The organism is Pseudenemella bisphenolivorans, assembly GCF_051133435.1.
Taxonomy (GTDB): domain Bacteria; phylum Actinomycetota; class Actinomycetes; order Propionibacteriales; family Propionibacteriaceae; genus JAAYAO01.
The window spans coordinates 1-19,537 of record NZ_JBPGNY010000003.1 but is presented as its reverse complement, the minus strand read 5'-3'; the positions used below and the strand labels follow the sequence as shown (position 1 = coordinate 19,537).

Sequence of the window (19,537 nt, the reverse complement as noted above, 5' to 3'; positions counted from 1 at the left end):
GCGTGTCCCGAACGAACGCCGGCTCGACGGCCCTGTTGGTGGGCCTGTGCGTGGGCGTGTTGTCCATCGCCTTCGAGGTGTACGCGGTCACCACCGCGATGCCCTTCGTCGTCGGCGAACTCGGATACCGGCAGTGGTATGCCTGGGCCTTCTCGCTGTACATGCTCGGCATGGTCTTCAGTACCGTCGCCGGCGGCCGCAGCAACGACCGGATCGGCCCGCTGCTGCCGGTCGCGATCGGCACCGCGGTCTTCGCGATCGGCCTGACGATGGCCGGCCTGGCCACCGTGATGGGAGTTTTCCTGGTCGGCAGGCTGGTGCAGGGGCTCGGCGCCGGGCTGATGAACGTCTCGGTCTATGTGGTGATCGCCCAGGTCTGGGACGGGCCCGGCCGAGCCCGGGTGATGACCTGGGTATCGGCGATGTGGGTGCTACCGGCCTTCGTCGGCCCACCGGTGGCCGGCTGGGTATCCCGGGTGTTCAGTTGGCACTGGGCCTTCCTCGGGCTGCTGCCGCTGTTGCTGATGACCGTGATCCTCGGCGCACCCCCACTGCGCCGACTCACCCGTGACGGGGTGATCGGCCGCCCCGAAGCCGGCGCCTCGTCCTTGCCCGCGGTGCGTCCGGTGCCGTTGTGGGCCGGACTGGTGCTGGCGGTCGGCGCGATGATGATCCAGCTCGCCGGTCAGCGCCTCGACGCGGTGGCGATCGGGCTCGGTGTCGGCGGGCTGGTGCTGCTGCTGATCGGGCTGCCACCGGCCATGCCCAGGGGATTCCTCACCCTGAGCGCGGGGCTGGCCGCGATCGTCTGGGTGCGGATGGCGGTACCCGGCACCTTCTTCGCCGCCGAATCCTTCCTGCCGCTGATGCTGCTGGAAACCCGCGGCACCCCCGTCGAAGTCGGTGGCCTGGTGTTGGCGATGGGGGCCTTCGGCTGGATGGTCGGCTCCTGGGCCCAGGCCCGTCCGGGATGGTTGCGCCGCGACCGCAAGATCCTGCTCGGGGTGGTGCTGACCGCGCTCGGGGTCGGCTGGGCGGCAGCCATCGCCTTCAACCCGGGATGGTGGTTCGCCCTGACCGCCGGTGCCTGGACGATCGCCGGGGTGGGGATGGGACTGCTGACCGCCAGTTCGGCGGTGGCGGTGATGAACCTGTCGGGTCGAGCCGAGATGGGCCGCAACAGTTCCTCCCTGCAGGTCGGGGAGAACCTCGGAGCCGGCCTGTGTCTGGCGATCGCCGGCACCATCTTTGCCTCCCTCGACGGGCGGGCCGAGACCGCGCCCACCTTCGGGTGGCCGCTCCTGGTGCTCGCCCTGGTCGGTGGGCTCGGGGTACTGCTGGCCCTGCGGATCGGCCCCGTCCCGGACGAGGCCGAGTGAGGCCCGGGCCGTCCGGTTCGGCCCTGTCAGTGACCGCGGCTACTATCGGCGGCGATGTCTGATCAGCCCAACCTGTTCGCCCCCGACGTCCCTGACCTGCAGGCCAAGGGGCTGTCCCCGGCGTACCCCGGCCGAGCCAAGTGGGGCACCGTCCAGACATTGCGGGCCTGGCAGGCCGCGGCCCTGCAGCGATACCGCGATACCGACCCCAAGGACTTCCTCGCGGTGGCCACCCCCGGGGCGGGCAAGACCTCTTTCGCGCTGACCGTGGCCAGTGACCTGCTGAACCGGCGGGTGGTCGACAAGATCATCGTGGTCGCACCCACCGAACACCTCAAAACCCAGTGGGCCGAGGCCGCCGAACGGGTCGGCATCGCGCTGGACCCCGACTACTCCACCCGGAAGGGCCGCGCCTCGGCCGACTTCACCGGGGTGGCGCTGACCTACGCCGGGGTCGCGGTGAACCCGACCGGTCTGCGGCTGCGCACCGAACGCTCCCGCACCCTGGTGATCCTGGACGAGATCCACCACGCCGGGGATGCCCTGTCGTGGGGTGAGGCGGTGCGCGAGGCCTTCGAACCGGCCCGGCGCCGGCTGGCGCTCACCGGCACCCCGTTCCGTTCCGATGCCAATCCGATCCCGTTCGTGAAGTACGAGCCGGACGGTACCGGGGCCCTGCAATCACGGGCCGACTACTCCTACGGCTACGGCCAGGCCCTTGCCGACGGCATCGTCCGTCCGGTGATTTTCATGTCCTATTCGGGTGAGATGAACTGGCGCACCAGTACTGGTGAGGAGATCAGTGCCCGGTTGGGTACCGAGCTCACTCGCGACCTGGCCGGACAGGCCCTGCGCACCGCCCTGGACCCGCACGGTGCCTGGATTCCGACCGTGCTGCGGGCCGCCGACCACCGGCTCACCGAGGTGCGCCGGCACGTCCCCGATGCCGGCGGGTTGGTGATCGCCAACGACCAGGCCCACGCCCGCGAGTACGCGAAGATGCTGGAGGCGATCTCGGCGGAGAAGCCCGTCGTGGTGCTCAGCGACGAACCCGGCTCCAGCGCCCGGATCGCCGAGTTCAGCGCCGGCCAACAGCGCTGGATGGTGGCGGTGCGGATGGTCTCCGAGGGTGTGGACGTGCCGCGGCTGAACGTCGGGGTGTACGCCACCGCCACCGGCACCCCACTGTTCTTCGCCCAGGCGATCGGACGCTTCGTGCGGGCCCGCACCCGTGGTGAAACGGCGTCGGTGTTCCTGCCGAGCCTGCCGCACCTGCTCGAATACGCCGCGACGATGGAACGCGAACGCAACCACGCGCTGCGCATCGATCAGGCCGCCCCCGATGAGGAACAACTCATCGCGGCCGCCCAGCGCACCGAGACCGAAGCCGATGTGCTGCTGGAGGACCAGTGGGCCGCCCTGGGCAGTGAGGCCGACTTCGACCGGGTGGTCTTCGACGGCGGCTCCTTCGGTCAACAGGCCATGCCCGGCAGTGAGGACGAGTTGGAGTACCTGGGTATTCCCGGGCTGCTCGAACCCGAGCAGGTGACCGCCCTGTTGCGTGACCGGCAGGCCCAGCAGGTGCGCCGCACCAGTGCGGCCAGCCCCAGCGGACCCAGCACCCACCAGCGGCTGCGCGATCTGCGCAAGGAACTCAACGGGCTGGTGGCCGCCTGGCACCACCGCACCCAACAACCGCATGCGGTGATCCACTCCGAACTGCGCAAGGCCACCGGCGGCCCGCCCAGCGCCGCGGCCGAGGAAAGCGCACTGCGGGAGCGGATCGACCTGATCCGGCAGTGGGCGGTCAGCGGACGCGACACGAGCTATTAGGAGACGCGCGCCGTTGGGGACTGTCGTCGCCGACGGCGACGGGGTGTCGGTGGCTGGTTACAGCAGCCAGATGGTGATGAACATCGTCGCGATGAACAACAGCACACCACCGGCGATCAGCACCCACAGGGGGAGGCCCTGACGCGCGGCGGCCTGCCCGGTGACCGAACCGGGCGAGGGGGCGTACTCGGCCCGGCTGCCGGGTGAGAGGGCGGGGCCGCCGTCCGGCTGGAGTCCGGTGGGAACCGAGGGCCCGGGCGGTACCGCCAGCCCCGCGGGCATCACCGGGGCCATCGGCTGACCCATCTGCGGCACGGCTCCGGCCTGTGGTGCCCCGGCCTGTGACATCGCCGGTACCGGGGCTCCGGCGGGCTGGGCGGCCCCGATCAGGCTGGTCGGGGTGGGGCCGCTGGGTCGCAGCACGGTGGCATCGGGAGGGACGGCCGGGGTGCTCGGCCGTCCCCCCGGATCGGTGCGATCCGGCCCCGGCATCGTGCGGGCGATGTCGTCCAGGGCATTGGCCATCACCTCGGCCGAGGGCGGCCGGCGGCCCGGTTGCGGCGAGAGGGCGGCCAACAACAGCCCGTCCAGAATCGGTGGGGCACCGACCCGTTCGGCGGTCGGCGCCGGCGGCTGATTCGGGTCGAGGGCCAGCAAATCGGCCAGCGTCCGCACCGGGAAAGGGGGCCGACCGGTCAGCATCGCGTAGGTGACCGCCGCCAGGGAGTAGATGTCGGCGCGATGATCCAGCACCCCGACCCCGGTGGCCTGCTCCCGGGCCATATAGGCGGGGGTTCCGGCGGTCATCGTCTGGCCGACCTGATCGATCATCGACTTGGCCACCCCGAGATCGGCCAGCAGCACCTGCATCTCACCGTCGGCCCGCCGGGTCAGCAGGATATTGCCCGGGGTCACATCCCGGTGGATCACATTGTGCGCATGCAGGACGTGCAGGGCCCGGCCCGCTTCGGCACACAGTTGGATGGCACGTTTCGCCTGGATGCCCTGCTTGCGCAGATCCTCCAGGGAGCCGGAGTCGGCGTAGTCCATCACGAAATAGGGACGCTGGTCGTCCAGGGTGCCGATGTCGTAGACCCGCACGATCCGCTCGTCGCGCACCTGCCGCATCAACCGGGCCTCGGCCAGGAACCGGCCGCGCACATCGTCATTGCCGGCCCAGTTGTCGGCCAGGATCTTCACCGCGACCGGCACGTCCAGATCGTCGTCATGGCCCAACCAGACGGTCGCGAAGGAGCCCGACCCGAGTCGACGGGTGAGCCGATAGCGTCCGATCCTGTCCATGATTCCCTCATTGTCGCCTACCGTGGGGCCGGTCGACCAAAGCTGGCAGACTGGTCGGGTGAACGACATCCCGGTGGGCACCCCTCCAGCCCCGCCCGGCCGGCACGCCGCGCCGAGTGGTTGGTACCCCGACCCGGTCGACCTGTCCCGGGAACGGTACTGGGACGGGTGGCAGTGGTCGAGGGAAGTGCGCGAGGCCAAGAACCGCCGGGGATCGGGAGCCGACAAGCCCGGACGGGGCCCGCGGCGCAAGAAGCGCGGGATCGGCTCACCGGCCGCGACTCACTCCACCCAGGAGCGCCCGCATCAGCGGGGTCCACAGGACCGCCCCGACGACCGACCGGCCACGCCCCCGAGGCCGCCGGCGCAAGGGGCGCCCGGGTCGCACGCGCAGCAGGCGCCGAGTGGCCAGGCGCCCGGACCTCACGCGCAACACGCGCCGGGACAACAGGTGCCGGGACAACACACGCCGCGGCCACCGGCCCCGCCGCAGCACCGCCCCCAACCCGGGCCACCGACTCGTCCCCGCGGCCGGGTCGTCCCGCCGACCCGTGATCCGGTACCCGGCCTGACCACCGACGACGGTGTGCTGCTGGCCGGCTTCTGGTGGCGCTTCCTGGCTGCGGGCATCGACCAGATCCTGCTCGGCTTCGTCGGGTTCATGCTCGCGCTGCCCTTCATGGGGCCGCTGTTCGACGGGCTGGTCACCTTCTGGGGCGAGACCATGGAGGCCACCCGCACCGGCAGCACGCCACCGGTTGCCCCCACCTACGGTGAACTCCTGCCCTTCGGCAACCAGCTCGCGATCGCGCTGGTGCTCGCCGGCCTGCAACTGAGCTACCACATCCTGCTGTGGCATTTCCGGGGTGCGACCCTCGGCCAATTGGCGCTGGGGCTGCGGGTGGTGCCGGTCGGTGAGGGCCGCAGCATCGAGCGGCTCGGCTACTCGGTGGTGGTGCCGCGGGCGGTGATCTGGAGCATTCCCTGGTGTCTCAGTTCGCTGTACTTCATCGGCATGATCAACGCCCTGTGGTCGCTGTGGAATCCGCGCCGGATGGCCGTCCACGATCTGGTGGCCAAGACCCAGGTGATCCGCACCCGCGAGTGATTTCGGTAAGGCTCTGCTAACGACCGGGTAACGCTCGGGTGGGAACCTCCACTACCTCTTGTCGTAACGCTGTAGCGGGTCGATAGGGTTGTTCGAGACCGCGCAAGGAAGTCGAACGACTTTTGCCAGCGGTAACGAAGGGGGAGGCAGCAATGTCTGAACCGAAGAAAATCTTGGCGATCACCGCGTGTCCGACAGGCATTGCCCATACCTACATGGCGGCCGAGAAACTCGAGGAAGCCGCGGCCGAGATGGGTCACTCGATCCATATCGAGACGCACGGCTCGATCGGCGTGGAGAACGCCTTCAGTGAGCAGCAGATCCGGGAAGCCGATGCCCTGGTCATCGCTGCCGACAAGCAGATCGACACCACCCGGTTCAAGGGCATCCCAACCGTGGTGACCGGGGTGGACGAGGGCATCAAACGCCCCACCCAACTCATCGAACGGGCCCTGACCGCGAAGCCCGCGACCGGTCAACGCACCGCCGGAGCCGATGCCGAGGATCACTCCACCCGACGGGAGCGGGAATCGGTCGGTGGCACCATCTACCGGGCCCTGATGAACGGTGTGTCACACATGATCCCGTTCGTGGTCACCGGTGGTCTGATGATCGCGATCGCGCTGGCGATCGGCGGTCAACCCACCGAGGCCGGCCTGACCATCCCCGAGGACAGCTTCTGGAAGACCATCGAGGGTATCGGCGCGCTGGCCTTCGGCCTGATGGTGCCGATCCTGTCGGGCTTCATCGCGATGGCGATCGCCGACCGTCCGGGCCTGGCACCCGGCATGATCACCGGCATGATCGCGGTCACCGGATCGCTGTACGGCTCGGAGGCCAATGCCGGCTTCCTGGGCGGCATCATCACCGGTTTCGCCTCCGGTTACGTGGCCCTGGCGATCAAGAAGATCCCGGTGCACAAGTACATCGCACCGATCATGCCGATCATCATCATTCCGATCTTCACCACCGTGATCGTCGGCCTGGCCTTCGTGTTCCTGCTCGGCAACCCGATCGCCGCGGCCTTCACCGCGCTGACCAACTGGTTGGCCGGGATGACCGGCGCCACCGCGATCGTGCTCGGGTTGATCCTCGGGGCGATGATCGCCTTCGACATGGGCGGGCCGGTCAACAAGACGGCCTTCCTGTTCGCCGGTGGCCTGATCGCCACCAACGCCGCCCCGATGGGCATGGTGGCCGCCGCCATCGCCGTCCCGCCGCTGGGCATGGGGCTCGCCACCTTCATCGGACGCCGACTGTTCAACCGACAACAGCGTGACTCCGGTATCGCCGCGCTGTTCATGGGCTTCTTCGGGATCACCGAGGGTGCGATTCCGTTCGCCGCGGCCCGTCCGCTGCAGGTGATTCCGGCCAACATGATCGGTGGTGCGGTCGCCGGCGCGATCGCGGCCCTGTTCGCGGTCAAGGACAACGTGATGCACGGTGGACCGATCGTGGCCGTGCTCGGTGCGGTCGAGAACGTGCCGATGTACTTCGTGGCGATCATCGCCGGCTCCCTGGTCACCGCCCTGGTGGCCACCGGCCTGCTGTCGATCGGGCACAAGAAGGAAGACGACTCCCCGGCTCCCGGCGAACCGGCTCTGGCCACCGCCGGGGCACCGGCCGTTGCCGCCCGTCGGGGCGTGGAACCGGGTGACTCGGCCGCTGCTGCGACAACGGCCACCGCCACCCGGGCCAAGACCGACACCGACACCACGACAGAGACCGCCGAGGCCAAGACCGAGACCAAGGCCGAGGCACCGAAGATCACCAACTACCTGAGCCCGGAGACGATCGACCTGAATATCTCCGGGGAGTCCCCCGAACAGGTGATCCGTCACCTGGCCGGTCTGGGTGCCGGCACCGGGGCGATCGGTGACATCGACACCGTGGTGGCGGCGGCGATGAAGCGTGAGGAACAGGGTGCCACCGCGGTCGGCGACGGCATCGCCATCCCGCACGCGAAATCGGACGGGGCCACCCGTCCGGTGCTGGCCTTCGGGCGCAGTGCCGGGGTGGACTGGCAGGCTCCCGACGGCAAACCCTCGGACCTGATCTTCCTGATCGCGGTACCCGAGGCCCAGGCCGGCGACGAGCACCTGCGGATTCTGGCCGCCCTGTCGCGGGCCCTGATGCGCACCCCGGTGCGCGATGGGCTGCGCAATGCCGACGATGCCCAGGAAGTGATCCGGGTATTGGACGAGGCCATCTCCGGCTGATCCAACTCCGACGTGGTCGGTTGCTCCCGGTGGGGAACAACCGACCACGTTGCGTTGTGGTGACCCGGCGGCGCCGTTCACCCACTAGAGTCGAATCGTTGCACCCGAGTTGGAGATGAGCCGTGGCCCTCGATCCCGCCCTGCAAGCGCTGGCCGAACACTTCGGTGTCGCCACCGACTACTACGACTGGCATGGTCAACTGCGTGAGGTGCCACACAGCACCCTCACCGCGGTACTGACCGCCCTCGGCAATGACGTCTCCACCCCCGAGGCGGCCGAACGTGCCCGCGACGAGGCCGAACACGCCACCTGGCGGCGGATGCTGCCGCCCTGCGTGGTGACCCGATCGCGGGTTGAGCGCACCTTCCCGGTGCACATCCCCGACGGCAACGAGGTCACCGTCACTGTGGTCACCGAGACCGGCGACGAAGTCACCTGCACCCAACGCGACCACTGGGTGCCGCCGCGTGAAATCGACGGCACCCGGATCGGTGAGGCGACCTTCGCCGTACCGGAAGGGCTGCCCTTCGGCTACCACCGCCTGGTCGCGGTGAGCGGTGAGCACCGGGCCGAAACCCCGTTGATCATCACCCCCGATTGGCTCGGCACCCCCGAGGCGATGGGCGCAGACCCGGTGTGGGGTCTGATCGCTCAGTTGTACTCGGTGCGTTCGGCGCAGTCGTGGGGGATGGGGGATGCCGCCGACCTGCGTGAGCTGGCGGCCTGGTCGGCCACCGAGCACGATGCCGACTTCGTGCTGATCAACCCGATGCATGCCGCCCAACCCTTTCCGCCGGTGGAGCCCTCGCCCTACCTGCCCACCACCCGCCGATTCCTGAACCCGCTCTACATCCGGGTCGAAGAGGTGGCCGAGTACGCCGACCTGGACGAGGAGGACCGCGCCGAAATCGCCGACGCGCGGCATTCGGTGCCGCCCGATGAAGACCGCATCTACCGCGAGATGGTGTGGCAGGCCAAGGAGACCGCACTGCGGGCGGTGTTCGCCCGGCCGCGCAGCCCCGAGCGACAGGCCGACTTCGACGCCTACCGTGATCGGGAAGGTCAAGACCTGGTGGGCTTTTCCACCTGGTGTGCGATCGCGGCCGAACACGGCAGCGACTGGACCACCTGGCCGGACGAGCTGCAGAGCCCCGATTCGCCCGCGGTGGCCGCCTACCTGGCCGACCACGGGGCCGAGGCCGACTACCACGCCTGGCTGCAATGGGTACTGGACGAACAACTGCAGCGCGCCCAGACCGCGGCCACCGAGGCCGGGATGAAGCTCGGGGTGGTGCACGACCTGGCGGTCGGGGTGAATCCCACCGGGGCCGAGGCCTGGGCCCGCGGCGACGTTTTCGCCCGCGGGGTATCGGTCGGCGCACCACCGGATGCCTTCACCCACCGCGGTCAGGACTGGGGCCAGCCGCCGTGGCGTCCCGACCGGTTGGCCGAACTGGCCTACGCCCCCTTCCGGTCGATGGTCGCGGCTCTGCTGCGGCATGCCGGCGGGATTCGGGTCGATCACATCATCGGACTGTTCCGGCTGTGGTGGATTCCGCAGGGCGAACCGCCCTCGGAGGGCACCTACGTGCGCTACGACCACGAAGCCCTGATCGGCATCCTGGCCCTGGAGGCCTGGCGGGCCGGTGCGGTGATCATCGGCGAAGACCTCGGCACCGTCGAACCGTGGGTGCGCGACTACTTGGCCGAGCGCGGCCTGCTCGGCACGTCCATTCTGTGGTGGGAACGCGACCACCACGGCGACGGCCTGCCCCTGGAACCGGAGGAATGGCGCGAATACTGCCTGGCCTCGGTGACCACCCACGACCTGCCCCCGGCGGCCGGCTACCTGGAACATGCCCACGTCGAACTACGCCACACCCTGGGGCTGATCGGCGATGACCTGTCCGAGGAACTCGCCGCCGACAAGGCCGAACAGGCCGACTGGCGGGCCGCCCTGGAACGCCGCGGCTACCTCGACGCCGGCGAGACCGACACCGAGCAGACCGTGCTGGCCCTGCACCGCTACCTGGCCCACACCCGATCACGGATGCGTGGGGTGGCCCTGGTCGATGCGGTGGGGGACCGCAAGATCCAGAACCAGCCCGGCACGATCGACGAGTACCCGAACTGGCGCGTGCCGCTGAGCCGTCCGGACGGGCAGCCGCTGTTGCTGGACGAGGTCTTCCTCTCACCCCGATTCGAGGCGATAGCCAAGGCCGTGCGCGGGCTGGGCTGAGTTACCCCCGGGCGCACCGGGGGCAACTCGGATATCGGGGTTTCAGTTCAGGTACTGGGTCGGAATCGCCGGGTCACCGGCCGACAGTCGGCTGATCGTTCGGGGCATCTCGGCCAACGATGAGGTGTGCCGTTCCCGGGCCGCCGACAGCGGCTCCTCACCGACGATTTCCCCGTTCTCGACCAACGGCACCAACAGCGGACGGTCGTTGTCGTCCCCCTCGGGCGGGGTGCCGACCCCGAGTACCTCGGCGGTGGCCACATTGCGGGAGTTCAACCGGCGCAGCGCGAACTTGCGACCACCCACCGACCCCTTGCCGGCCGACTTCTTCTCCACCGGCTCCATCTCCCCGGACGCCCCGGCCCGGGAAACGATCTTGTAGACCATCTTCGAGGTCGGATGCCCCGACCCGGTCACCAGCGAGGTACCGACCCCGTAGCCGTCCACCGGGGCGGCCTGCAGGGCGGCGATCTGCCATTCGTCCAGATCGCTGGTGACGATGATCCGGGTGTCCTTCGCGCCCAGCTCGTCCAACTGGGCCCGCACCTCACGGGCCACCACGCCCAGGTCGCCGGAGTCCAGCCGCACCGCACCCAACTTGCCGCCGGTCAACTCGACGCCGGCCTTGACCGCCTCGGCGATGTCATAGGTGTCGACCAGCAAAGTGGTGGTCTCGCCCAGCGACTGGATCTGGGCTTCGAAGGCATCGCGTTCGCTGTCGTGCAGCAGAGTGAAGGAGTGGGCCGCGGTGCCCGCGGTCGGGATACCCCAGCGGCGGCCGGCCTCCAGGTTGGAGGTCGACCCGAAACCGGCCACCCAGGCGGCCCGGGCGGCGGCGACCGCGGACTCCTCGTGGGCGCGGCGCGAACCCATCTCGATACAGGGCCGCCCGTCGGCCTTGAGCACCATCCGGGAGGCCGCCGAGGCGATCGCGGAGTCGAAGTTGTAGATGCTCAGCAGCATGGTCTCCAACAGCACCGCTTCGGCGAAGGTGCCCTCCACCACCACGATCGGGGAGTAGGGGAAGTAGAGCTCGCCCTCGGGGTAACCCCAGATGTTGCCGCTGAACCGGTAGTTCGCGAGCCAGTCGGCGGTGTCGTCGTCCACGACCTCGTTCGTGCGCAGGAAATCCAGTTCGGGTTCGCCGAAACGAAACTCGGCCAGAGCCCGCAGCGCCCGTCCGACTCCGGCGACCACCCCGTAACGGCGGCCGTCGGGAAGTTTGCGGGCGAACAGTTCGAACACACTGTGGCGGTCGGCCGCACCCGAGTGTCGGGCGGCCTGCACCATGGTCAGCTCGTAATGGTCGGTGAGCAGTGCGGTGGAGGTCACGAACCCCAGACTAGAACCCCTGTGCTCCCGAATGCGTGCAGGCCGGGAAGTTTGCGACAATGACCCTCATGTCCACCACTCCTGAGGCTCCGGTCGGCGGAACGGCGGTCGTCGAACGTCCCGCCGATGAGTTGTTGACCCAGCCGCCCTGGGTGACGATCGTGTGGGACGACCCGGTGAACCTGATGTCGTATGTCACCCACGTGTTCGTGACCTACTTCAAGTACCCGAAGGCCAAGGCGCACCAGTTGATGATGGAGGTGCACACCGAGGGCAAGGCGGTGGTGGCCTCGGGTAGCCGCGAAGAGATGGAACGGGATGTGAACGCCATGCACGAGTTCGGCCTGTGGGCGACCCTGGACCGGTCGGAGTGAAGGCCTTCAAGAAGCGCCGCGGTGGCGACTACCAGGCGAAGATGGAAGAGACCGAGGTCGCGCTGATCTCGTCGCTGGTGGAACAACTCATCGAACTGCTCGAGGTGCCCGGCGAGGACGAACCCGGTGCCGAGGACGATGACCCGTTCGAGGCCCTGGCCCGGGAACTGGCCGACGACCCCGATCAGCCCGAGGTGTCGGAGGACCCCGCGGTGCGCCGGCTCTTTCCGGACGCCTACCCGCACGACCCGGCCGCGTCCTCGGACTTTCGCCGCTTCACCGAGGCCGACCAGCGCCGGCGCAAGATCGCCGAGGCCAAGGTGGTGCTGCAGGCGCTGAACACCACCTACTCGGGGGTCCGTCCGCTGCGGGTCGAGCCCGATGAGGTGACCGCCTGGTTGCGCACCCTGAACGCGCTGCGGCTGACCGTTGCCACCCGGCTGGGCATCACCGACGAGGAATCGGCCGAGGAGCTGACCGAACTGCCCGACACCGACCCGCGGGCCTTCATGTATTCGGTGTACGAGTTCCTCGGTTGGATGCAGGAATCCCTCTTGCACGTCCTGTGATGAACCTCACTTAGTATGGTTAGGCTTGCCTAAGGGCGTGTAGATTGTCGGCATGCCCGGGTTCAACTTGGTCGACGCGCCGAAGCGTCACCCGCTGATGATCGTCGAAGCTCATCCGACCGCTGCGGTGGCGCGGCGGCTGGCTTCCCTGGGCCTGCGCCGCGGCGCCGAGATCGAGATCCTGCACACCACCGCCGGGGGCGGCCGGGTGGTCGCGGTGGCCGGATCCCGGGTCGCCCTGGGCAAGGACCTGCTCCGAGATTTCCGGGTGGAAACCCATGACTGAACTTCGCGCCCGTTCGGTGGCAACGGTCAGTTGCCATGCCGCGGCGACCTCCGGGGGAGCCGGCCCCGACGCGCCGGTGATCGCCTTCGCGGGCCTGCCGAACGTCGGTAAATCCACCCTGTTCAACGCCGTCACCCGCAGCCGGGTGACCACCGGCAACTGGCCCGGCACCACCGTCGACGTGGCCCGCGGCCGCTGGAAGGTGCTGCTGCCCGGCTGCGAATGCGAACACTTCGACGGCGCCTGTGACTGCCCGGAACGCGACTGTGTCGCCGCCGGGTGCCCCGAACCGCGCAGCACCGCCTGGACGGTGGTCGACCTGCCCGGCGCCTACAGCCTGGACGCCCACTCGCCCGACGAGGCTCTGGCCCGCGACCTGATCGTCACCGAAGCCCCGGACGCGGTCGTGGCGGTGGTCGACTCGGCCAACCTGACCCGCGGCCTGTACCTGGTCAGCGAACTGCGCGAACGCTCCTTGAAAGTCGTGGTCGCCCTCACCATGGGTGATGTGGCCGAACGACGCGGGGTACGGATCAACGCCGAAACCCTGGCCGCCGAACTGGGCTGCCCGGTGGTACCGATCGACCCCCGGCGCCGCACGGGCTTGCTCGAGCTGGCCCAAGTGGTGGGGGAGACCCTGCGCCTGCCCGTCCCGCTGGCCCGGATCCGGGCCCCCTTCGACGCCGAGGACGAACTGGCCGAGGCCGACGAACGCTTCGGCTGGATCGACCAGGTCGTCGAACGCAGCACCGAGGCCGGGGAGGCCCGGCAGAACTGGTCGGACCGGATCGACCGGATCGCCACCGCCCCCCTGTGGGGAGGATTGCTGTTCCTCGCGGTGATGTTCGTCGTCTTCCAGATCACCACCACCGTCGCCGCACCCCTGCAGGACTTCCTGGACGGACTGTTCACCGGCCCGGTCAGCGAGGGGGCGTCCGGCCTGTTGCAATCGGTCGGGCTCGGCGGCACCTGGCTCGAGGGCCTGATCGTCAACGGGCTGATCGCCGGTGTGGGCATGTTGCTCACCTTCGTGCCGCTGATGGCGCTGATGTTCCTGCTGCTCGCCCTGCTGGAGGACTCGGGATACCTGGCCCGGGCCGCGGTGGTCACCGACCGGGTGATGCGCGCCCTCGGCCTGCCCGGACGGGCCTTCCTGCCGCTGATCGTGGGCTTCGGCTGCAATGTGCCGGCGATCAGTGCCACCCGGATCCTGCCCAATGCCCAACACCGGCTGCTGACCGCCCTGCTGGTGCCGCTGACCGCCTGCTCGGCGCGGCTCACCGTCTACGTGATGCTCGGCACGATCTTCTTCGGCAAATGGGCCGGGGTGGTGGTCTTCTCGATGTACCTGACCTCGATCCTGCTGGTGGTCGGTCTGGGCCTGTTGTTGCGCCGCACCCTGTGGCGCACCATGGGCGCCGACCCGCTGGTGATCGACCTGCCCCCGTACCAGCGCCCCACCGCCCGCCTCACCGCGGCGGTCACCTGGCTACGGCTGAAAGGCTTCCTGCAAACCGCGGCCGGCATCATCGTCGCCACGGTGTGCGTGGTGTGGGTGCTGCAATCGATCCCGGTGCGCGGCGATCAGGGCTTCGCCGAGGTACCGGTCGAGGACTCGGCCTATGCGGTGGCCGCCCAGACCGTCGCCCCGGTCTTCACCCCGGCCGGATTCGACACCTGGCAAACCGTCTCGGCCCTGGTCGTCGGCTTCGTGGCCAAGGAGGCCGTGATCTCGTCCTGGGCCCAGACCTACGCGGTGGAGGAGACCGAGGAAGCCGACAGCCCACTGGGTCAGAAGATCATGTCCGCCTTCGAGGAATCCTCCGGCGGGCATCCGTTACCGGCGGTGATGGCCTTCCTGGTCTTCCTGGTCGCCTACACCCCCTGTGTGGCGACCCTGGCCGCCCAATGGCGCGAGATCGGCCCCAAATGGACCCTGTTCGGGATCGCGGTGCAAATGGCGATGGCCTGGGTACTGGCGGTCGCGGTCTTCCAGATCGGCAGGTTGTTCTGGTGAGCGGGCCACTGCATCAAGTACTCGGTGCCCTCAACTCCGGTTGCCGGTCACTGGCCGAGGTCGCCGACCGCACCGGCCTGGCCATCGACACCGTGCGCACCGCCACCGACCACCTGGTGCGGATGGGACGGATCGAAACCCGGGAACTGGCGATGGGCTGTTCCAGCGGCGGATGCTCGTCGTGCCCCTCGTCCTCGGGCTGCGGTGCCGGGCCCACCGGTGGGCCGGTGCTGCTGACCTTGTCGCGTCGCACCTGAGCCCGGTGTCCCACCGGGGCGTCCAACGAGGGGCACGACCGTCATGGCTGCGCCGACCCGCTCAGCGCCTGCCCCGGTCGAGGTCGGAGTACAGTAGCCGCCGTGCCAACCACCCCCGAAGCCCCGATCGGCATTTTCGACTCCGGATTCGGCGGCCTGACCGTGGCCCGGGCAGTGGTCGACCAGTTGCCCGGGGAACATGTGATCTACCTCGGCGACACCGCCCGCGCCCCCTACGGCGACCTGCCGATCGCGGTGGTGCGTGAATACGCCCTGGAATGCCTCGACTACCTGGTCGCCCAGGGCGTCAAGGCCCTGGTGATCGCCTGCAACTCGGCCTCGGCCGCGGTGCTGCGCGACGCCCGCGAACGCTACGACGTCCCGGTGGTGGACGTGATACTGCCCGCGGCCCGCCGCGCGGTCGCCGCCACCCGCACCGGCTCGGTCGGGCTGATCTGCACCCAGGCCACCGCCACCTCGGGGGCCTACGACGATGCCTTCGTCGCGGCCCCGCAGGTGCAGCTCACCACCAAGGCCTGCCCCCGATTCGTGTCCTTCGTCGAAGCCGGGGTCACCGGCGGGGACGAACTGTTGCAGGCGGCCCGCGAATACCTCGCCACCGTGCAGGACGCCGAGGCCGACACCCTGATACTGGGCTGCACCCACTACCCGCTGCTCACCGGCGTGATCTCCTACGTGCTGGGGGAGCGGGTCACCCTGGTCTCCAGCGCCGACGAATGCGCCAAGGCCGTCTACGCCCGGCTCACCCGCGAGGGCCTGCTGCGCGAAAGCACCGAACGAGGCAGCCACAAGTTCCTCACCACCGGCATGCCGGAACAGTTCGCCGGCATCGGGGCCCGATTGATGGGCGGATTCGTCGACAATGTGGAACAGTTCTCGTCATGGAGCTCGTAGTCGTAGGTTCCTCCGGCTCGGCCTCCGGGCCGGATAATCCCGCCTCCTGTTACCTGGTGCGCACCGAGGCCGGCCAGGTGGTGCTCGACCTCGGCCCCGGCGCCTTCGGAGCGCTCTACGGCGTGACCGACCCCGCCACCCCGGACGCGGTGGTGCTGTCCCATCTGCATGCCGACCACTGCCTCGACCTGATCGCCCTCAAGGTGGCTGCCCGCCACGGGCTCAAGGACCACTGGCGGCAACTGCCTCTGGTCACCCCGCAGCACGCTCTGGTCCGACTGGCCCAGGCCGAACTCACCGAACCGGCCACCCCCGAGGCGCTGGCCGAGGGGGTCGACACCTATGCCGAGGTTTTCCGGCACCTGCAGATCACCGACACCGGGTCGGTCGGTCCCTTCGGGATGCGGGTTGCGCGGGTGGCCCACCCGGTCGAGGCCTACGCGATCCGGTTGGAAGCCGAGGGACGCAGCCTGGTCTATTCGGGCGACACCGGGCCCTGCGATGCCCTGGTGGAGCTGGCCACCGGCGCCGATGTGCTGCTGGCCGAGGCCGGCTTCGCCGACCGGGACGATGTGCCGCCGGGGGTACACCTGACCGGACGACAGGCCGGGGAGGCCGCGACCGCCGCCGGAGTCGGCACCCTGGTGTTGACCCACCTGGCGCCCTGGGCCGATGTCGAGGCCACCGTGGCAGCCGCGTCGGAGGCCTATGCCGGGCCGATCGAGGTCGCCCGGCCCGGGATGCGCCTCACGATCTGACCCGTCCCGGCTCGCCGGTAGGGTTGCTGCCATGTCTGCTGCCCCACGTTTCGACGGACGCGCCCCCGATCAGTTGCGTCCGGTCACCATCACCCGCAAATGGCTCGATCACGCCGAAGGGTCGGTGCTGGTCGAGTTCGGCCGCACCCGGGTGCTGATCGCCGCCTCGGTCACCGAGGGAGTGCCGCGCTGGCGCAAGGGCAGCGGCCTGGGCTGGGTCACCGCGGAGTACGCGATGCTGCCGCGCTCGACCCACACCCGCAGCGACCGCGAATCGATCAAGGGCCGAGTGGGCGGCCGCACCCACGAGATCTCCCGGCTGATCGGCCGCGCCCTGCGCTCGGTGATCGATTACAAGGCGCTGGGCGAGAACACCATCGTGATCGACTGCGATGTGCTGCAGGCCGACGGCGGTACCCGCACCGCCGCGATCACCGGGGCCTACGTGGCCCTGGCCGATGCGGTCAGTTGGCTGCGCGAACGCAACCTGCTCGCCGGTGAACCGCTCACCGGCTCGGTGGCCGCGGTGTCGGTCGGCATCGTCAACGGCGTCCCGGTACTCGACCTGCCCTATGAAGAGGACTCCACCGCCGAGGTGGACATGAACATCGTCTGCACCGGCGACGGCAAGTTCGTCGAAGTGCAGGGCACCGCCGAGGGAGACCCCTTCGATCGCGACCAGCTCAACGCGATGCTCGACCTCGGGGTCAGCGGCTGCGCCGAACTCACCCGCCTGCAGAACGAGGCTCTGCAGTGACGGCGAACCGGGTCGTACTGGCGACCCACAACGCCAAGAAACTCGAAGAACTGCGCCGGCTGGTCGCCGATGCCGGTATCGACGTGGTCGGGCTGAGTGAAGTCGCCGACTACCCCGAACCTGCCGAGACCGAGCTGACCTTCGAGGGCAACGCCCTGTTGAAAGCCACGGCCGCCGCACAGGCCACCGGACTGCCCGCCCTGGCCGACGATTCCGGGCTGGAGGTCGATGTGCTGAACCGGATGCCCGGGGTGCGCTCGGCCCGGTGGGCCGGCCCCGAGGGCGACGACCGGGCCAACCTGGAACTGCTGTTGCGCCAACTGCACGACGTCGAAACCCGCCGCCGCACCGCCCGCTTCGTCTGCGTGATGGCCTTCGCCCACCCCGACGGACGCACCGAACTGCAACGCGGTGAGGTCGAGGGTGTGATCATCACCGAACCCCGTGGCTCGAACGGCTTCGGCTACGACCCGATCTTCGTCCCCCAGGGATTCGAGCAGACCACGGCCGAACTGACCGCCGAAGCCAAGGACGAGATCAGCCATCGCGGACGGGCGGTGCGGGCGATGGTGGCCCGGCTGCCCGAACTGCTGGCCGCCGACTCGGGGGAGGAGTAACCCATGCAGGCCTACCTGGACCTACTCGACCGCATCCTGACCGAGGGTGTCGAAAAGGGCGACCGCACCGGCACCGGCACCCTGAGCGTGTTCGGCCACCAGATGCGCTTCAACCTGGCCGACGGGTTCCCGCTCGTCACCACCAAGAAGGTGCACCTGAAGTCGGTGATCGGTGAGCTGCTGTGGTTCATCAGCGGCGGCACCAACGTCGACTACCTGCACCGGCACAACATCACCATCTGGGACGAGTGGGCCGATGAGGATGGTGACCTGGGCCCGATCTACGGCTATCAATGGCGGTCGTGGCCGGATGCGGCCGGCGGGCACATCGACCAGTTGCAGCAGGTGATCGCCCAGATCAAGGCCAATCCGGATTCGCGCCGGCACGTGGTGAGTGCTTGGAACGTCGGCCAGCTCGACGAGATGGCGCTGCAGCCCTGCCACACCTTGTTCCAGTTCTGGGTCGGGGGCGGCAAGCTGTCGTGCCAGCTCTACCAGCGCTCCGGCGACGTCTTCCTGGGCGTGCCGTTCAACATCGCGTCCTACGCCCTGCTGACCCACATGATCGCCCAGATCTGCGGGCTGGAAGTAGGCGACTTCGTGCACACCCTGGGCGATGCGCACCTGTACTCCAACCATCTGGAACAGGCCCGCACCCAGTTGGCCCGCGACCCGAGGCCGTTGCCGACGCTCACCTTGAATCCCGAGGTGACCGATATCGACGGCTTCGACTTCGACGACATCACTGTCACGGGTTACGACCCGCACCCGGGCATCAAAGCCCCGATCGCGATCTGATGAGTGCCGGGGAAGGCGGGCCCGGCCCGTCCGGTTCGCCGACGACCGCCGAGATCGCCGGGATCGTTGCGGTCGCCCGCAACGGCGTGATCGGCGCCGACGGTGACATGCCGTGGCGGCTGAAAGGTGACCTGCCCCGACTGAAGCGCCTCACCATTGGTGATGTGCTGGTGATGGGCCGGCGCACCTGGGATTCGCTGCCCGGTGCCCTGCCGGGCCGGACCTCGATCGTGATCACCCGCTCGCCGGACTGGTCGGCCCCCGGCGCGGCGGTGGCGCACAGCCTGGACGAGGCCCTGGACCTGGCCGGAGAACTCGCCCCGGGCCGCACCATCTGGATCTTCGGCGGCGGGGAGATTTATCGGATGGCCTGGCATCTGATCTCCCGCTGGGAGGTCACCGAGGTACACGCCGAACCCGCCGGCGACACGACTTTCCCCGGGCTTTCGACCGACGAGTGGGTCGAGATCTACCGCGAACCCCAGGACGGTTTCGACTGGGTGGGGTACCGGCGCCGCACAGAGGGCTGAGTCGGCGGCTCGGGGTACCAAAACCTCCAACTCACCTCCGGCTTTTGCCGGATTCGGGCCCGATCCGCGTTCTGAGTTGGAGGTTTTGGTACCCCCGTGCCTGTCCGTGCTGCTGCAACTGGCCTGATTTTGGGTGCTGAAGCTGCCTGGGCGGTGTCAAGTGGTGAGTGCAGTGAGGTACTCGTTGAGTTGTTCGGCTGGGGTGGCCCAGTTGAGGGTTTGTCGGGGTCGGATGTTGAGGAGGTG

18 protein-coding genes and 2 pseudogenes are annotated in these 19,537 nt (G+C 69.0%); 18 read left to right on the top strand and 2 right to left on the bottom strand.

All coding sequences use genetic code 11. The annotated features are described in order from the left end of the window. Window positions 1-2: 2 nt before the first annotated feature. Together ACR4XW_RS07555 and ACR4XW_RS07550 are read left to right on the top strand one after the other, a co-directional pair. On the top strand, window positions 3-1,379 hold the full coding sequence (locus ACR4XW_RS07555; protein ID WP_434759932.1) for an MFS transporter: 1,377 nt from the start codon (window positions 3-5) through the stop codon (window positions 1,377-1,379). A 54-nt stretch (window positions 1,380-1,433) separates the two neighbouring features. Further along, window positions 1,434-3,212 carry a DEAD/DEAH box helicase gene (locus ACR4XW_RS07550; RefSeq protein WP_434759931.1) on the top strand — a complete coding sequence of 593 codons (1,779 nt, stop codon included), beginning with the start codon at window positions 1,434-1,436 and terminating at the stop codon, window positions 3,210-3,212. Window positions 3,213-3,269: 57 nt separating this feature from the next. Here ACR4XW_RS07550 and ACR4XW_RS07545 read toward each other — a convergent pair whose 3' ends face one another. Further along, window positions 3,270-4,514 carry a serine/threonine-protein kinase gene (locus ACR4XW_RS07545; RefSeq protein WP_434759930.1) on the bottom strand — a complete coding sequence of 415 codons (1,245 nt, stop codon included), beginning with the start codon at window positions 4,512-4,514 and terminating at the stop codon, window positions 3,270-3,272. Between ACR4XW_RS07545 and ACR4XW_RS07540 the strand changes: the two are divergent. The 5 genes and pseudogenes from ACR4XW_RS07540 to malQ form a co-directional block, all read left to right on the top strand. Next, window positions 4,513-4,707: pseudogene (locus ACR4XW_RS07540) on the top strand (DUF2510 domain-containing protein); the annotation flags it as partial. The gene ACR4XW_RS07545 and the pseudogene ACR4XW_RS07540 sit on opposite strands and share 2 nt — an antisense overlap. A 258-nt stretch (window positions 4,708-4,965) precedes the next feature. After that, on the top strand, window positions 4,966-5,622 hold the full coding sequence (locus tag ACR4XW_RS07535) for an RDD family protein (RefSeq protein ID WP_434760420.1): 657 nt from the start codon (window positions 4,966-4,968) through the stop codon (window positions 5,620-5,622). Window positions 5,623-5,774: 152 nt separating this feature from the next. Then, window positions 5,775-7,211, top strand: a pseudogene (locus ACR4XW_RS07530) (PTS fructose transporter subunit IIC); the annotation flags it as partial. A gap of 54 nt (window positions 7,212-7,265) precedes the next feature. After that, window positions 7,266-7,841 carry a PTS sugar transporter subunit IIA gene (locus ACR4XW_RS07525; RefSeq protein ID WP_434760419.1) on the top strand — a complete coding sequence of 192 codons (576 nt, stop codon included), beginning with the start codon at window positions 7,266-7,268 and terminating at the stop codon, window positions 7,839-7,841. A 122-nt stretch (window positions 7,842-7,963) separates the two neighbouring features. After that, entirely contained in the window at window positions 7,964-10,081 is a 2,118-nt protein-coding gene (gene malQ, locus ACR4XW_RS07520; RefSeq protein ID WP_434759929.1) for a 4-alpha-glucanotransferase, read from the top strand. 42 nt (window positions 10,082-10,123) lie between these two features. Here the strand turns inward: malQ and ACR4XW_RS07515 are convergent, their stop codons facing one another. Continuing rightward, window positions 10,124-11,371: a nicotinate phosphoribosyltransferase gene (locus ACR4XW_RS07515; protein ID WP_434760418.1), complete on the bottom strand. Its 1,248-nt coding sequence runs from the start codon at window positions 11,369-11,371 to the stop codon at window positions 10,124-10,126. Between the two features lie 110 nt (window positions 11,372-11,481). On the opposite strand from ACR4XW_RS07515, the gene clpS reads away from it, so the two are divergent. The 11 genes from clpS (at window position 11,482) to ACR4XW_RS07460 (ending at window position 19,291) form a co-directional block, all read left to right on the top strand. After that, a complete protein-coding gene (gene clpS / locus ACR4XW_RS07510; RefSeq protein ID WP_434759928.1) occupies window positions 11,482-11,787 on the top strand; it encodes an ATP-dependent Clp protease adapter ClpS in 306 nt (101 codons plus the stop codon). After that, a complete protein-coding gene (locus ACR4XW_RS07505) occupies window positions 11,784-12,356 on the top strand; it encodes a DUF2017 domain-containing protein (RefSeq protein ID WP_434759927.1) in 573 nt (190 codons plus the stop codon). Before clpS ends, ACR4XW_RS07505 begins: the two co-directional genes overlap by 4 nt. Window positions 12,357-12,408: 52 nt before the next feature. Continuing rightward, window positions 12,409-12,642 (top strand): FeoA family protein, encoded by a 234-nt coding sequence (locus ACR4XW_RS07500; RefSeq protein ID WP_434759926.1) that lies wholly within the window; start codon window positions 12,409-12,411, stop codon window positions 12,640-12,642. After that, on the top strand, window positions 12,635-14,659 hold the full coding sequence (feoB, locus tag ACR4XW_RS07495) for a ferrous iron transport protein B (RefSeq protein WP_434759925.1): 2,025 nt from the start codon (window positions 12,635-12,637) through the stop codon (window positions 14,657-14,659). Before ACR4XW_RS07500 ends, feoB begins: the two co-directional genes overlap by 8 nt. Continuing rightward, window positions 14,656-14,916, top strand: coding sequence for a FeoC-like transcriptional regulator (locus ACR4XW_RS07490; RefSeq protein WP_434759924.1), 261 nt, complete (start codon window positions 14,656-14,658; stop codon window positions 14,914-14,916). The genes feoB and ACR4XW_RS07490 overlap by 4 nt, the downstream gene beginning before the upstream one ends. A gap of 102 nt (window positions 14,917-15,018) precedes the next feature. Continuing rightward, the gene (gene murI / locus ACR4XW_RS07485; protein WP_434759923.1) at window positions 15,019-15,831 is read left to right on the top strand and encodes a glutamate racemase; all 813 of its coding nucleotides are present in this window, start codon (window positions 15,019-15,021) and stop codon (window positions 15,829-15,831) included. After that, entirely contained in the window at window positions 15,819-16,589 is a 771-nt protein-coding gene (locus ACR4XW_RS07480; protein WP_434759922.1) for an MBL fold metallo-hydrolase, read from the top strand. The genes murI and ACR4XW_RS07480 overlap by 13 nt, the downstream gene beginning before the upstream one ends. A gap of 31 nt (window positions 16,590-16,620) precedes the next feature. Further along, complete coding sequence (gene rph / locus ACR4XW_RS07475) at window positions 16,621-17,346, top strand: ribonuclease PH (protein ID WP_434759921.1); 726 nt, start codon at window positions 16,621-16,623, stop codon at window positions 17,344-17,346. Further along, window positions 17,343-17,963, top strand: a complete 621-nt coding sequence (gene rdgB, locus ACR4XW_RS07470; protein WP_434759920.1) for an RdgB/HAM1 family non-canonical purine NTP pyrophosphatase — start codon at window positions 17,343-17,345, stop codon at window positions 17,961-17,963. Before rph ends, rdgB begins: the two co-directional genes overlap by 4 nt. 3 nt (window positions 17,964-17,966) lie before the next feature. Further along, entirely contained in the window at window positions 17,967-18,761 is a 795-nt protein-coding gene (locus tag ACR4XW_RS07465) for a thymidylate synthase (protein WP_434759919.1), read from the top strand. After that, window positions 18,761-19,291, top strand: coding sequence for a dihydrofolate reductase (locus tag ACR4XW_RS07460; protein ID WP_434759918.1), 531 nt, complete (start codon window positions 18,761-18,763; stop codon window positions 19,289-19,291). The genes ACR4XW_RS07465 and ACR4XW_RS07460 overlap by 1 nt, the downstream gene beginning before the upstream one ends. Window positions 19,292-19,537: the final 246 nt, after the last annotated feature.